The sequence below is a fragment of the Oceanisphaera profunda genome, assembly GCF_002157895.1.
Lineage (GTDB): Bacteria > Pseudomonadota > Gammaproteobacteria > Enterobacterales > Aeromonadaceae > Oceanimonas > Oceanimonas profunda.
In genome coordinates this window covers 460,851-476,316 of sequence record NZ_CP021377.1, presented here as the reverse complement: position 1 = coordinate 476,316, position 15,466 = coordinate 460,851, and the positions used below count along the sequence as shown (strand labels likewise).

The window sequence follows — 15,466 nt, the reverse complement described above, 5'->3', positions numbered from 1 at the left end:
ATATTAAGTCCGCAATACTTACCTGATGGATAAGCGACTTTTTACATTTTGCTTAGGCGTATCAAGCATCATTATCTGGCCTTGGCTGCCGAGCTGGGACCATTGGATACCGCTGGCCTGCTTAAGCTTAATAAGCTGGCGGCGCAGGCCGATGCTGGCGTGTTTATTGCTCGGCTTTGTGTGGGCGCTTTGTTATAGCCATTGGCAATTAAGTTGGCTGCAATATCCCACTTTGTTTGAACGTACGCAAATCATTGCCGCCCAAGTTGAAGCGGTGCAATCACATGCTCATAAAAATAGTAAATTGATTGTCAGGCTCAGCCACCTCAATGGTCAAGCACTTTCCCCAGAGCCGCGCCTGTTACTGAGTTGGCAAAGCGAGCAGCCACCGCCTCAGGTGGGCCAGTCTTTACAGACCATTACTCAGTTACGTTTGCCCCATGGTTTACATAATCCCGGCACTTTTAATCGCAGCCGTTGGCTATTAGGTCAAGGTATAACGGCGCAGGCCAATGTGAGCAGTTTGCTTGAGACTAGCGTTACTACCATACCTATTACCCTGGATCGCCGTGCGCGCTGGGTGATGGCCTTGCAACAACACACCCAAGACTTGAAGGCGCAAGCGTGGATTTTGGCGCTCAGTGTCGGCGATAAAAGCGGTTTAGAAATGGATGATTGGGCCATGTTGCGGGGCTTAGGCATCAGTCATTTGTTTGCCATTTCTGGCTTGCACATAGGTTTAGTGGCGGGTTTAGGCTTGTTACTGGGGAGAGTACTGGAGAGAGTGACGGGCCAGCGGCGTTACGGGGTACTGTTAGCCGTGGGGCTGGCCTTGGCTTACGCCTGGTTGGCGGGCTTTTCGGTGCCCACTCAGCGGGCGTTAATGATGCTGATCTTTTGGCTGAGTATTATGGACTGGGGGCGCTTTTGGAGTGGTCGGCGTATTTTATTGTTGACTGTCAGCGTGCTGTTAGCTGTTAATCCTTGGCTGGCGCTTAATCACGGCTTCTGGTTATCTGTGCTGGCGGTGGCCGCCTTGTTGTTGCTCGCCGGTTGGCAAAAGCGCACTAGCCTGTGGCGCTTGCAGTTGGGCTTAACGGTGCTATTGCTGCCCTTGGTGATGTTGCTATTTGGTGGCTTAAGCTGGTTATCGCTGCCTGCGAACTTAGTTTTGATCCCGCTGTTTACCTTAGCGCTGATCCCTTTGTTGCTGCTGGCCTGTTTATTGTTATGGCCGGCACCCAGCTTGGCCGGCGAGGTGTTTAAGCTATTAGATGTGTTGTTTAATGGCTTGATGGCTGGGCTGCACGGCCTTAATGAGTTGGCATCACCTTGGGTATGGTTATCGGCACCGCAATTGGGGTTAGGTTTTGTCTTATTACTGTTACCGCTGTTGTTGTTACCGAAAGCGCGCAGCCTAATTTTATTGCCCGCCAGTCTGCTGGCGTTATGGTTGTTACCTCAACCTAAATGGGAAGTACGAGTGCTGGATGTGGGGCAGGGCTTGTCGGTATTGGTGACTCAAGGCCAGCGGGCGTTGCTTTATGACACGGGCAATCGCTTTCCTTCGGGCTTTAATATGGCGGATGCGGTGATTTTACCGCTGCTGCGCCATTTAGGGATTAGTCAGCTTGATTATGTGGTGATCAGCCACAACGACCAAGATCACAGCGGTAATCGTGATTATTTAGCCCGCACCTTGCCCATTGGGCAGCGTTGGGGGACATGGCCCGCGGGCCAACAGTGTCGGGCTGGCCAAAAAGCACGCTGGGGTGAGCTTAAGTTAAGGGTGTTATGGCCGGTGAACTTAAGTGGCCACAGCAATAATGACTCCTGCGTACTGCACATTACCGATGGTCGGATATCGGTATTATTAACCGGCGATATTGAAGCTAAAGCGGAGCAAGGCCTGTTGGCGACCCAACAAAACGTGCAGGCTGCACTCTTGCTTAGCCCTCATCACGGTAGTAATAGCTCCTCCACCTTGGCGTTTAATCAGGCCGTGAACCCTAACTGGGTGGTGCATACCGCAGGCTTTGGTAATCGGTGGGGTTTTCCCTCAAGTGAGGTGCTGGCGCGCTTTGAGAGTCAAAATGTGCCGCAACTTACGACTGGAGAAGTAGGCATGGTGCACCTAGTAGCAGACGGCGAACACTGGCGTTTAGTGCAACATCAGCGACCCGGTGCTTGGTATGATCGGCTCAATACTTGGTTGCAGCACACTAAACCGTTAGAATAGCCGCTTGTTTTTCAAGGTAGAGACCTTATGTCCCAAGATGCACATATTTCTTCATGGCCGGTGCTTAAGCGATTATTGGGTTATGTAAAGGATCGCAAACTCGGTTTGTTGATGGCCGTTATTGGCATGGTGGGTTATGCAGCTGTGAATACCGCCTTTATTTCTGCCGTAAAACCCCTGATTGACGATGGCCTCACCGGTCAAGACCCCGCTTTCTTAAAGATGATGCCGTTTTTTATCTTGGGCATGTTTTTTCTCCAAGGCTTGTTTTCTTTTATGTCCAGTTTTTGCATGGCCTGGGTAGGTAACCATGTGGTGCTCTCCTTGCAGCAACAGGTGTTTGGCAAGTTAATGGCCATGCCGGTAGCTTTTTTTGATCGCCACAACAGTGGCAACTTATTATCTAAAGTGACGTATGACGCTTCGCAAGTGTCTTCTGCGGCCAGCTCTACCTTGGTAACTTTAGTGCGTGAGGGCGCCACCGTGATTGGCCTGCTCATCATGATGTTTTACTACTCTTGGCAGTTGTCACTGGTGTTTTTTATCGTGGGGCCGATAGTCGGCGTGATGATCGCCATTATCAGTCGGCGCTTTCGCCGCTTAAGCCGTGGTATGCAAGATGCCATGGGTAATATCACCAGCAGTACCGAGCAAATGCTCAAAGGCCATAAAGAAGTATTGATGTTTAATGGCCAAAAAGTGGAAGCAGACCGCTTTCATGGGGTCAGTAATGCGGTGCGCCAGCAAAACATGAAGATGGTGGCCACCAATGCCACTGGCACCTCTTTGGTACAATTAATAGCTTCTACCGCTTTGGCAGCCTTGGTTTTTATGGCCAATGTTGATGGCATGCAAGACAACATTACCCCCGGTACTTTTATTGCGGTATTAGGCGCCATGTTGATGCTAATGCGGCCATTAAAGAGCCTGACCCAACTTAACTCTTCTTATCAACGGGGTATTGCCGCCAGCCAAAGCTTGTTTGGTTTGCTGGATGCCGATGGCGAAACCGATACCGGCACGCGCAGCTTAACGCGCGCCACCGGCAATCTGGAGTTTGCTGGTGTGAGCTTTACTTATCCCACCAAAGAAGCCCCAGCCCTAAAAGATGTCAGCTTTAGCTTAACGCCCGGCAAAACTATCGCCTTGGTGGGCCGTTCTGGCTCAGGTAAAAGCACCATCGCCAGCTTATTAACGCGCTTTTATGATATTAGTCAGGGCGAAATACTGCTCGATGGCGTGGATCTGCGTGAGTACAAATTAAGCGACTTGCGCCGCCAGTTTGCGCTGGTCTCGCAACAGGTGCATTTATTTAACGACAGCATCGCCAACAATATTGCCTACGCCGCAGAAGGTGAGTACAGCCGTGAGCAAGTGATAGCGGCGGCCAAAGTGGCTTATGCCGATGAATTTATTACTAAGCTGCCTCAAGGCTACGACACTGTGATTGGGGAAAATGGCGCCAGTTTATCCGGCGGTCAACGCCAGCGCATCGCCATTGCGCGCGCCTTGTTGCGCAATGCGCCGTTACTTATCTTGGACGAAGCTACCTCGGCGCTGGACACCGAATCTGAGCGCCATATTCAGGCGGCCTTGGATGAATTGCGCAAAGACAGAACTGCTATTGTCATCGCCCACCGTTTATCAACCATAGAAAGCGCCGATGAAATCTTGGTGATAGACGAAGGCCGCGTGGTGGAGCGGGGTGCTCACACCGAGCTAATGGCCCAACAAGGCGTGTATGCCCAACTTAGAAGCATTCAATTTGGCGAGCAATAATGTCAGCTAGGGTTGAAAGTGCTTGGTATAACGGCGCTTGGTGGCTGTGGCTACTGGCACCCTTAAGTGTGCTGTTTGGGTTGATAAGCTCGCTGCGCCGCACCTTATTTAAGCTTGGTCTTAAGCCTGTGTATCGCGCGCCTGTGCCTGTAATTGTGGTCGGCAACCTAAGTGTGGGCGGCAACGGTAAAACACCGGTGGTGGTTTGGCTGGTGCATTGGTTGCGTGCACAAGGCTATAATCCCGGCGTGATCAGCCGCGGTTATGGCGGCAAGAGCGAACATTATCCGCTGTTGGTCACCCATAATACCGCCGCCAGCGTAGCCGGTGATGAGCCGGTATTAATTGTTAAGCGCACCGGTTGTCCATTGGTTGTGAGCCCCAAACGGGGCGAAGCGGCGGCTTTATTAGTGAGTTGTGGCGTAGACATTATTATCAGCGACGACGGCCTGCAGCACTATGCCTTGGCCCGCGACATTGAGCTGGTGGTGGTGGACGGTAAGCGTCGCTTTGGCAATGGCCATTTATTACCTATGGGGCCGCTACGCGAGCGCAAATGGCGCTTAAATCAGGTGGACGCCATTATTAACAACGGTGGGCCAGCCGAGGGCAATGAATTTTTAATGACGCTGGCGCCAGGTTCATTAGTGGCAGTGAGCGACCACGCTGATGAAGAATCTGATAAACTTGCGCCCACGCCGCCGAATCGGGTGCATGCCTTGGCGGGCATTGGCCATCCGCCACGATTTTTTAGCATGTTAGAGCAGTTGGGTTTTACACTAGAACAGCGCATTGCGCTGGGCGACCATCAAGCCGTGGCTAACAGCCAGCTGCATTCATTACAATCTGCCCCCTTGCTGATCACCGAAAAAGACGCGGTGAAATGGCCTGGGGGCATGACAATACTTGGTATGTGCCGGTAGATGCGCAGTTGCCGCTGGCCTTTGAACACCTGCTTTTAACTCGACTTAAGGAGCTACACCATGGCGATTGATGCAAAATTGGTGGAAATTATTGCCTGCCCAATCTGCAAAGGAAAGCTACAGCTAGACCGAGCTCACAACGAGTTAGTGTGTCGTTTTGACCGCTTGGCGTACCCCATTACCGAAGATATTCCGGTATTGCTGGAAAATAAAGCCCGCAAATTAAGCCTCGATGAGTTGCCCGCATGAGTTTTGTGGTAGTGATTCCGGCTCGATTTAGCTCGACCCGTTTACCGGGTAAACCGCTGGCCGATATTCATGGCAAACCCATGATCCAATGGGTAGTTGAGCAGGCGCAAAAAAGCAGTGCACTAAGAGTGGTGGTGGCCACGGACGATGCGCGGATTGTTGATGCGCTGCGCCCCTGCGGCGTAGAAGTGTGCTTAACCAGCCCGCACCATGACTCCGGCACCGAGCGCTTAGCGGAAGTGGTTGAGCTGTTAGGCTTGGGCGCCGACGATATTGTGGTCAATGTGCAAGGTGACGAACCCTTGCTGCCGCCGGCACTGGTGGATCAAGTGGCCCACTTATTGGCAGCCAGTCCGGCTCCTATGGCCACCTTGGCTACCGCCATTGATACCCTTGAAGAACTGCAAGACCCGAACGTGGTCAAGGTAGTGCAAAGTGCCCAAGGCTTAGCCTTGTACTTTAGCCGCTCCCTGCTGCCCTTTGACCGCGACGGCATGGCCAATGGCGCGCCGGATCTCAGCCATTGTCGCCGCCATATTGGTATTTATGCCTACCGTGCCGGATTTATCCGCCGTTATTTAGCTCTGCCCATCAGCCCCCTTGAGCAATTAGAAAAACTTGAGCAGCTGCGCGTGCTCTGGCATGGGGAATCGATTGCCATTGCGGATGCCTGTGAGCGGCCGCAACCGGGTGTGGATACCCCCGCAGACTTAGACGCCGTACGCCGGCAGTTAGCGGCGCAGGTCGGCTAACGCGCTAAAAGTAACATCTTCTGTATTAACGAATTCTGTAAAAATCTGTAATAAAAATGAAAGGGGTATTTTACCCCGCTGTTATGACGATTAAACGTCACATCAAAATCTTTGAGGAATATTATGATTACCCTGGGTGAATACATCATTAAGAACCAAGCTGACTACCCCAGCGCCAGTGGCGAATTGTCGTCGCTATTATCGTCTATCCGTCGCGCCGCCAAGATAGTAAACCGCGAAATTAACCGCGCCGGTTTGGTCACCGATATTATTGGTGGCAGCAACAATAGCGAAAACGTACAGGGTGAAGTGCAGCAAAAATTAGATGTGTTCGCCAACGACATGTTTAAAGCCGCCTTGGAAGCCCGTGGCGAAGTCTGTGGTATTGCCTCAGAAGAAGAAGACCACTACGTGGCTTTTGATGATGAGCGCCAATGCAACGCCAAGTACATAGTACTGATGGATCCGCTTGATGGTTCTTCAAATATCGACGTGAACGTGTCTGTGGGTACTATCTTCTCTATCTATCGTCGCGTGACTGAAGCGGGTCAGCCGGTCTCCATGGATGACTTCCTGCAGCCTGGCATCAACCAAGTGGCCGCCGGCTACGTGGTGTATGGCTCTTCTACCATGTTGGTGTACACCACAGGTAATGGCGTGCACGGCTTTACCTACGATCCTACCTTGGGCTCGTTCTGCTTGTCTCACGAGAATATTCGTATTCCTGAGCAGGGATATATCTATTCCATCAACGAAGGTAACTACATCCGCTTCCCAGAAGGCGTGAAGAAGTACCTGAAGTATTGCCAAGAAAAAGACGATGCCACGCAGCGCCCATACAGCTCACGCTACATCGGCTCTTTAGTGTCCGACTTTCACCGCAATATGCTCAAAGGTGGCATCTACATTTACCCGTCTGGCACTAACTCGCCTAACGGTAAGTTGCGTTTATTGTATGAATGCAACCCGCTGGCCTTTATGGCCGAGCAAGCCGGTGGTAAAGCCACTGATGGTTTCCGTCGCATCATGGAAATCAAGCCGACTGAGTTACACCAGCGCACCCCGTACTTTGTCGGCTCTGTTAACATGGTCGACAAAGCCGGCGAGCTGATGAACGAATTTTCTAGCGCAGAAAAAGCGTAAACCGTAACTAGCGCCTAGCGCCCAGCCAAAAAATAAAACACCGAGCCCTAACAGGCTCGGTGTTTTTGTTTGTGCTGGTGTCATATCTGGCTTTGCCGTCGTACCGGGCTCGCCCCGGTATCTCGCTCTTGGTCTTAAAACCAAAACCCAGATCCTGATTTTCATCAGGAAGACGGCATAAGGGCAAGATCCTGACGTGCGTCAGGAAGACGGCTTAAGGTCGAGCGTGGGGCACTAGCGCCGAGTTAAACAATTATGCAGATGTTTTGTAGTATGGGACTTGTTTGTATATAAAGAGTGTTCGCCACGGTTGGCTTTTGAATAAAGCTTTTTTGTTACCAATAAGGCCAAACTGGGCCTTTAAACCCATCCTGCTTCGCAGGACCGCCGAATAAATTGGCGGCTACGGGGTGTGAGGTTTCTTCTTTCGCCTCACCCTTCACCGTCTTTCATGCATAAAAAAGGCCGACATTACTGTCGGCCTTGTTGTGCGCTAGCGGTTAAGAAAAGTGTAGATTATTTCTTAACTTGAGTACGAAACTCGCGCTCAGGGGCACCGGTGTAGAGCTGGCGCGGACGGCCGATTTTTTGCTTGGAGTCCGACATCATCTCATTCCAGTGCGACATCCAGCCTACGGTACGAGACAGGGCGAAGATCACGGTAAACATGCTGCTTGGAATGCCGACGGCTTTCAGCACTATGCCTGAGTAGAAGTCCACGTTTGGATACAGTTTACGTTCCACGAAGTAAGGGTCAGACAGCGCAATACGCTCTAACTCCATAGCTACGTCTAACAGTGGATCTTCAATTTTCAGATCGTCCAACACTTCATGACAAGTATCACGCATCACGGTGGCACGGGGGTCAAAGTTCTTATACACCCGATGGCCAAAGCCCATTAAGCGGAACGGATCATCTTTGTCTTTGGCACGCGCGATAAACTCAGGAATTCTATCCACTGAGCCAATCTCTTCGAGCATGGTCAAGCAGGCTTCGTTAGCACCGCCGTGAGCCGGTCCCCACAAAGAAGCAATACCGGCAGCAATACAAGCAAACGGATTGGCACCACTGGAGCCTGCTAGGCGCACAGTCGAGGTAGAGGCGTTTTGCTCATGATCCGCATGCAAAGTAAAGATGCGGTCCATGGCGCGCTCAACAATCGGGTTTACCTTGTAGTCTTCGCAAGGTATTGCAAACATCATTTGCAAGAAGTTTCCGGCGTAGCTTAAATCGTTACGCGGGTAAACGAAGGGCTGGCCAACCGAATATTTATAGGCCATGGCTGCGATCGTCGGCAACTTAGCGATCATGCGATGGGCGGCAGTTTCGCGGTGCGATTGGTCGGTAATATCCATAGGATCATGGTAAAACGCGGATAAACCGGCAATCACGCCACACACAATCGCCATCGGGTGTGCGTCGCGACGGTAGCCCTTAAAGAAGGATGACAGCTGCTCATGCACCATGGTGTGGCGCATAATAAGACGCTGAAATTCTTCAAACTGCTTGGCAGTGGGCGCTTCTCCGTACAACAGCAAGTAGCACACTTCGAGATAGTTGGCGTCTTTTGCCAACTGGTCGATAGGATAACCGCGGTACAACAAGATACCTAAATCACCGTCGATATAGGTAATTTCGGACTGGCAGGATGCCGTTGCCATAAAACCAGGGTCGTAGGTAAAGTAGCCATGTGAGCCTAGTGTGCTGATATCGATCACATCATAACCAGCAGTGCCTGAGGCAATAGGAAGCTCAATAGGTTCCTGGCCGGGCAAATGCAGAGTGGCCTTTTGGTCAGCCATAGCACGTCTCCTTCGCTTTTTTATAATAGGTCCGCAAGTAAGCATTTTTACATAGTTTGCATAGATGTTTAACTACTAATGCATCCTGCGGTGCGCGCATATTGAAAACAGAATTAACGGTCAATGTCAATTTAGCCGTACATCCTTATATTTGCCTCGGCTCGTTGTGCGATCGGCTTTACAGATTTGGCAATTGGATCAAGGCCTTCGTTGTAATTACAAATTGCGCTTCATATACTGGCACACGAGGATATATGAGGCTGTAGTGAGATGTTGACCTGCGAGGAGGCGTACAAATAATGCTCAAGCGTCAATTTGTTATTAGCCAACACGCACGTAGCGTTCTCATTTCGTGTATCTGGGCTGTGTCTATTACAACAATAACTAATGAGCTCAATGGAGCCAAGTGGGCAGACCGTGACTAAAAAACAGAGACCTGTAAACCTCGATCTACGGACTATACGCCAACCTGTCGCTGCAATCGCATCAATTCTGCACCGGGTTTCCGGCGTTATCACCTTATTTTCACTCGCTATCTTGCTGTGGCTACTTAAGTCTTCACTCTCGTCAGAGACTGGATTTCTGGAAGTCGTGGATATCTTAGACGGCTTTTTCGTCTGGTTTATCCTGTGGGGTATGTTGACGGCGCTGGCTTATCATATAGTGGGTGGCATTCGTCATCTCATTATGGACGCAGGCTACGGCGAAGACCTGGAGTCGGGTGCACTCAGTGCTAAAGTGGCATTGGGCGTAACGGCAGTGTTGTCAGTGCTAGCGGGGATAATGGTATGGTAACGAATACGGCAAGCATTGGCCGCAATGGCGTGCACGACTTCATCTTGTTGCGTGTTACTGCGGTTATCATGACTTTATACACCCTCTATTTGGTGGGGTTTATTGCCTTTAATGACATTACTTACGATGTCTGGCAGGGCTTTTTTGCCCAAACCTCAACTAAGGTGTTTACGCTATTGGCCCTGTTAAGCGTGTTAATTCACGCTTGGATAGGTGCCTGGCAGGTGCTCTCCGACTATGTGAAATGCGCGCTGTTGCGTGGCGTGGCACAGTTTGGAGTAGTGGTGTTACTGCTGGTTTATGTACTGACCGGAATTGTCGTACTGTGGGGTGTATAAGTTGACTATTACCATTCGCGAATTTGATGCCGTGGTTATCGGCGCAGGGGGTGCCGGCATGCGCGCCGCCTTGCAAATAGCCGAATCGGGCAAAAGCTGTGCACTGCTCTCTAAAGTGTTCCCAACCCGTTCTCATACTGTGTCGGCGCAGGGTGGCATTACTGTTGCTCTGGGCAATACCCATGAAGATAACTGGGAATGGCACATGTACGACACCGTTAAGGGCTCCGATTATATCGGCGACCAAGACGCCATTGAATTTATGTGCCAAAGCGGCCCTGAAGCCGTGCTTGAGTTAGAAAAAATGGGCTTGCCCTTTTCTCGCCTCGACAACGGAAAAATTTATCAGCGTCCGTTCGGCGGCCAGTCACTGAATTTTGGTGGCGAGCAAGCCGCACGTACTGCTGCAGCTTCTGACCGTACCGGTCATGCGCTGTTACATACGCTTTACCAGCAAAACGTTAAGCATAAGACCACGGTTTTCTCTGAGTGGTATGCGCTGGATCTGGTGAAGAACGCCGACGGCGATGTGGTGGGTTGTACCGCCATCGATATCGAAACTGGCGAGCTGGTGTACTTTAAAGCCAAGGCCACTATCTTAGCCACCGGTGGTGCGGGTCGTATCTATCAGTCCACCACCAACGCACACATTAATACCGGCGACGGCATTGGCATGGCCGTGCGTGCTGGTGTGCCTTTGCAAGATATGGAAATGTGGCAGTTTCACCCCACAGGTATTGCCGGTGCCGGTACGTTGGTCACCGAAGGCTGTCGTGGTGAAGGCGGTTATCTGCTGAATAAAGACGGCGAGCGCTTTATGGAGCGTTATGCGCCCAATGCTAAAGACTTGGCCAGCCGCGACGTAGTGGCGCGCTCTATGATGATTGAAATTCGTGAAGGCCGGGGCTGCGATGGCCCTTGGGGCCCGCACTTAAAGCTAAAACTCGATCACTTAGGCAAAGAGGTACTGGAGTCACGTTTGCCGGGTATTTGTGAACTGGCCCGTACCTTTGCCCACGTCGATCCTGTGGTAGAGCCAATCCCCGTTATTCCTACTTGTCATTATATGATGGGTGGCGTGCCGACAGACGTAAATGGTCAAGCCATTACCGTGGACGGCGAAGGAAACGAGTCGCACGTGAAAGGCTTATTTGCCGTGGGCGAAGTGGCCTGTGTATCGGTACACGGCGCTAACCGCTTAGGCGGCAACTCGCTGCTGGACTTAGTGGTGTTTGGCCGTGCCGTGGGTCGTCACCTAGTGGAAGCACTGCAAAAGCTGGAAGACGTGAAAGACGCCACCGAAGCCGACATTCAAGCTGCCATGGCCCGTTATAACCGTTGGGAAAATAACCGCGACGGCGAAGATCCAGTACAAATTAAGAAAGACTTGCAAGAATGCATGCAGCATAACTTCTCTGTGTTCCGTGAAGGTGCGGCCATGGCCGAGGGCTTGGCTGAGCTGAAGAGAATCCGTGAGCGTTTAAACAATGCACGCTTGGATGACACCAGCGCTGATTTTAACACTCAGCGTATTGAGTGTTTGGAATTAGATAACCTGTTGGAAACTGCCATTGCTACGGCAGTCGCGGCGAATTTCCGTACCGAAAGTCGCGGTGCGCACTCACGCTTTGACTATCCGGACCGGGATGATGAGAACTGGTTATGCCATTCTTTGTACAGCCCGATTACTGAGTCAATGAGCACCCGTGCGGTGAACTTGTCACCCAATCACCGTGAAGCCTTTGAACCCAAAGCGCGGACTTACTAAGAGAGGGGAGCAAGATGCAAGTCACTATTTCGGTGTATCGCTATAACCCAGAAACAGATGCCAAGCCGTATATGAAAGACTATCAGCTGGAAGTGGCTGAAGGTTCCGACATGATGGTATTGGATGCGCTGTTGGCATTAAAAGAACAAGATCCCAGCTTGTCGTTTCGCCGCTCCTGCCGTGAAGGCGTGTGTGGCTCAGATGGCATGAACATGAACGGCAAGAACGGCTTAGCCTGTATCACGCCTTTGTCTACGTTGCTTAAGCAAGGTAACAAGATAGTGGTGCGTCCGCTGCCCGGCTTGCCGGTGGTGCGCGACTTGGTTATCGACTTAACCCAGTTTTACACTCAGTGGGAAAAAATTAAGCCGTTTCTTATCGCCGATGAAAAGCTGCCACCGGCTCGCGAGCATTTACAAAGCCCCGCCGAGCGCGAAAAGCTGGACGGTCTGTACGAGTGTATTCTGTGCGCTTGTTGCTCCACCGCCTGCCCGTCGTTTTGGTGGAATCCTGATAAGTTTATTGGCCCTGCAGGTTTATTAGCCGCTTATCGTTGGTTGTCTGACAGCCGCGATACCGGTACCGAAGAGCGCTTATCGGGCATGGAAGATGCCTTTAGTGTGTTCCGCTGTCATACCATCATGAACTGTACCGATGTATGCCCGAAAGGCTTAAACCCCAGCAAGGCCATCGGTAATATTAAGTCCATGTTGTTAAAGCGGGCAGTGTAGAATTAGCCGCGAAAGGGCAGTAGACCCTAAGCAATGAGCAAGATAATGGCCGCTCGCAAGGGCGGCTTAACCCGACGACCCCCAGACAGTAGCCCTGTCGAGACGTTATAAAGGGATAAAAATGCACAATGGCGTTATGCAAGCCTGGCTGGAATCCTCTTACCTGGCCGGTGCCAATGCGACCTATGTCGAAGACCTTTACGAAGATTATCTGGCCGATCCTGAGTCGGTGCCTGAGCAATGGCAAGTCGTGTTTAGCGAATTGCCGCCGCAAAAGGATAACGTAGAAGATCTACCACATTCACAGGTAAGAGATTATTTTCGCCGTCTTGCTAAAGACACTTCCCGTCATGACACACCAGTTAGCGACCCGCACACCGATGCCAAGCAAGTAAAAGTCTTGCAGCTGATTAACGCTTATCGTTTTCGTGGTCATCAAAATGCCAACTTAGACCCACTTAATTTGTGGGATCGCAAGGTGGTGGCTGAGCTGGATCCGGCGTTTCATAATCTGACCGGTTCGGATCTTGAGGCCACCTTTAACGTGGGCTCTTACGCCATTGGTCAAGAGACCATGGTGTTAAAAGACTTAGTCGCAGCACTGAAAAAAACCTACTGTGGCTCTGTGGGTGCAGAATACATGCACATCACCAGTACTCGCGAAAAGCGCTGGATCCAAAGCCAGCTTGAGACTGTGGTGGGCGAGCCTGAGTTTAGCCAAGCGGATAAGCTGCGCTTTTTAGACAGCTTAAATGCCGCCGAAGGCTTAGAAAAATACCTAGGTGCTAAGTTCCCCGGTGCCAAGCGTTTCTCGCTGGAAGGCGGCGATGCGCTGGTGCCCATGACCAAAGAGCTGATCCGTCGCTTTGGTGAAAACGGCGGTAAAGAAGTGGTGATCGGCATGGCCCACCGTGGCCGCTTAAATATGCTGGTTAACGTCTTGGGTAAACGCCCACAAGACTTATTTGATGCCTTTGCCGGTAAATACGAAGTACAAAGCTCCGGTGACGTTAAATACCACATGGGCTTTAGCTCAGACTTCGACACTCCGGGCGGCAATGTGCACTTGGCACTGGCTTTTAACCCCTCGCATTTAGAAATCGTTAACCCTGTGGTGATCGGCTCAGTGCGCGCGCGCATGGATCGACTGGACAACCCAGATGGTCGCCAAGTGCTGCCGATTACCATACACGGTGACTCGGCGTTTGCCGGCCAAGGTGTGGTAGCTGAAACCTTTAATATGTCGCTGACCCGAGGCTACGGCGTGGGCGGCACTGTGCGTATTGTTATCAATAACCAAGTGGGCTTTACCACTTCAAACCCAAGAGATACGCGATCTACCGAATATTGTACCGATATCGCGAAAATGGTGCAGGCGCCGATTTTCCACGTTAACGCCGACGACCCAGAAGCCGTGGTGCAGGTGACGCAGCTGGCGCTGGATTATCGTAATGAGTTTGGTCGTGATGTGGTGATTGACTTGGTTTGTTATCGCCGCCATGGCCATAACGAAGCCGATGAGCCCAGTGCCACTCAGCCTTTGATGTACAAAAAAATAAAACAGCACCCCACGCCGCGTAAAATCTATGCAGATAAGCTGATTGCTAACGGTACTATTAGTGCCGAAGACACCACCGTGATGATCAACGAGTATCGTGATTCGCTGGATGGCGGTGAGTGTGTGGTCAAAGAATGGCGCTCTACGGACAATATCACCGTAGATTGGGCACCGTATCTAAATCACGAATGGGACATGAAATATGATGACCATTATGAGCTTGATGCATTAAAAGACGTCGCCAAGCGAGTAACTGAATATCCGGAAAGTCATCCGTTGCAGCGCCAAGTGGGCAGAATTTACGACGACCGTAAGCTGATGGCCAAGGGCGAAAAGCTCGCCGATTGGGGTTTTGCCGAAGTGTTGGCTTATGCCACCTTGTGCGACCAAGGCTATGAAGTGCGCTTAACAGGCCAAGACTCCGGCCGTGGTACTTTCTTCCATCGCCATGCGGTATTGCACAATCAAGAAAACGCCAGTACCTATACACCTTTGTGTCACTTGTCCGAAGACCAAGGCCAGTTTCAGGTATTTGACTCGGTATTGAGTGAAATGGCGGTCATGGCCTTTGAATACGGTTATGCCACTGCCGAGCCCGATGGTTTAACCATTTGGGAAGCGCAGTTTGGTGACTTTGCCAACGGCGCTCAGGTGGTGATTGACCAGTTTGTTAGCTCAGGCGAGCAAAAGTGGGGCCGCATGTGTGGCTTAACCCTGTTGTTACCTCATGGCTACGAAGGCCAAGGCCCAGAGCACTCCAGTGCACGCCTTGAGCGTTTCTTGCAATTGTGCGCTGAGCACAATATGCAAGTGGTGATCCCCACCACACCGGCTCAGGTGTTTCATATGCTGCGCCGCCAAGTGTTACGACCCATGCGCCGCCCATTAGTGGTAATGTCGCCGAAGTCGTTATTGCGCCATCCACTGGCGGTTTCTGACTTAGAAACCATGGCCAACGGCACTTTCTTGAACGCAATTGGCGAAATAGATGATCTGGATCCCAAAGGCGTGAAGCGTGTAGTGCTGTGCTCGGGCAAGGTGTATTACGATTTGCTCGAAGCACGCCGCAAGAACGAACAAACTGACGTGGCCCTAATTCGTATTGAGCAGTTGTATCCCTTCCCGCAGGAAGAGGTGGCCGCCATTTTAGAAGATTACCAACACGTCACCGATTTTGTGTGGTGTCAGGAAGAGCCACAAAATCAGGGCGCTTGGTATTGCAGCCAACACCATTTCCGTGCCGCCATTCCGGCGGGTGCTCGCTTAGGTTATAGCGGGCGAGAGGCATCTGCTTCACCGGCGGTGGGTTACACCTCCGTTCATTTACAACAACAAAAAGCGCTAGTCGAAGACGCATTGACGCCGACAGCTTAACGCACTAAGGACAT

The 15,466-nt window shown here is 51.4% G+C and carries 11 protein-coding genes and 1 pseudogene; 11 read left to right on the top strand and 1 reads right to left on the bottom strand.

The features are described from left to right. Positions 1–25: 25 nt before the first annotated feature. From CBP31_RS02060 to fbp, 6 genes and pseudogenes are all read left to right on the top strand, one after another. Complete coding sequence (locus tag CBP31_RS02060) at positions 26–2,239, top strand: DNA internalization-related competence protein ComEC/Rec2 (protein ID WP_087034645.1); 2,214 nt, start codon at positions 26–28, stop codon at positions 2,237–2,239. 27 nt (positions 2,240–2,266) lie between these two features. Beyond that, entirely contained in the window at positions 2,267–4,018 is a 1,752-nt protein-coding gene (gene msbA / locus CBP31_RS02055; RefSeq protein ID WP_087034644.1) for a lipid A ABC transporter ATP-binding protein/permease MsbA, read from the top strand. Further along, positions 4,018–5,012, top strand: a pseudogene (gene lpxK / locus CBP31_RS02050) (tetraacyldisaccharide 4'-kinase). The gene msbA and the pseudogene lpxK overlap by 1 nt, the downstream one beginning before the upstream one ends. Continuing rightward, positions 5,002–5,190, top strand: a complete 189-nt coding sequence (locus tag CBP31_RS02045; RefSeq protein WP_087034643.1) for a Trm112 family protein — start codon at positions 5,002–5,004, stop codon at positions 5,188–5,190. Before lpxK ends, CBP31_RS02045 begins: the two are co-directional and overlap by 11 nt. Next, positions 5,187–5,942 (top strand): 3-deoxy-manno-octulosonate cytidylyltransferase, encoded by a 756-nt coding sequence (gene kdsB / locus CBP31_RS02040; protein WP_087034642.1) that lies wholly within the window; start codon positions 5,187–5,189, stop codon positions 5,940–5,942. The genes CBP31_RS02045 and kdsB overlap by 4 nt, the downstream gene beginning before the upstream one ends. Positions 5,943–6,065: 123 nt before the next feature. Beyond that, positions 6,066–7,085 (top strand): class 1 fructose-bisphosphatase, encoded by a 1,020-nt coding sequence (gene fbp, locus CBP31_RS02035; protein WP_174664620.1) that lies wholly within the window; start codon positions 6,066–6,068, stop codon positions 7,083–7,085. A gap of 516 nt (positions 7,086–7,601) precedes the next feature. Here fbp and CBP31_RS02030 read toward each other — a convergent pair. Beyond that, positions 7,602–8,888 carry a citrate synthase gene (locus CBP31_RS02030; RefSeq protein ID WP_087034640.1) on the bottom strand — a complete coding sequence of 429 codons (1,287 nt, stop codon included), beginning with the start codon at positions 8,886–8,888 and terminating at the stop codon, positions 7,602–7,604. A gap of 387 nt (positions 8,889–9,275) precedes the next feature. On the opposite strand from CBP31_RS02030, the gene sdhC reads away from it, so the two are divergent. The 5 genes from sdhC (at position 9,276) to sucA (ending at position 15,452) form a co-directional block, all read left to right on the top strand. After that, positions 9,276–9,683, top strand: coding sequence for a succinate dehydrogenase cytochrome b556 subunit (gene sdhC, locus CBP31_RS02025; RefSeq protein WP_407668779.1), 408 nt, complete (start codon positions 9,276–9,278; stop codon positions 9,681–9,683). After that, positions 9,677–10,021, top strand: coding sequence for a succinate dehydrogenase, hydrophobic membrane anchor protein (sdhD, locus tag CBP31_RS02020; RefSeq protein WP_087034638.1), 345 nt, complete (start codon positions 9,677–9,679; stop codon positions 10,019–10,021). The genes sdhC and sdhD overlap by 7 nt, the downstream gene beginning before the upstream one ends. Position 10,022: 1 nt before the next feature. Next, positions 10,023–11,789 carry a succinate dehydrogenase flavoprotein subunit gene (gene sdhA / locus CBP31_RS02015; protein ID WP_087038579.1) on the top strand — a complete coding sequence of 589 codons (1,767 nt, stop codon included), beginning with the start codon at positions 10,023–10,025 and terminating at the stop codon, positions 11,787–11,789. Between the two features lie 14 nt (positions 11,790–11,803). Then, positions 11,804–12,520 (top strand): succinate dehydrogenase iron-sulfur subunit, encoded by a 717-nt coding sequence (locus CBP31_RS02010; protein ID WP_087034637.1) that lies wholly within the window; start codon positions 11,804–11,806, stop codon positions 12,518–12,520. A gap of 121 nt (positions 12,521–12,641) precedes the next feature. Next, positions 12,642–15,452, top strand: coding sequence for a 2-oxoglutarate dehydrogenase E1 component (sucA, locus tag CBP31_RS02005; protein ID WP_087034636.1), 2,811 nt, complete (start codon positions 12,642–12,644; stop codon positions 15,450–15,452). Positions 15,453–15,466 lie beyond the last annotated feature (14 nt).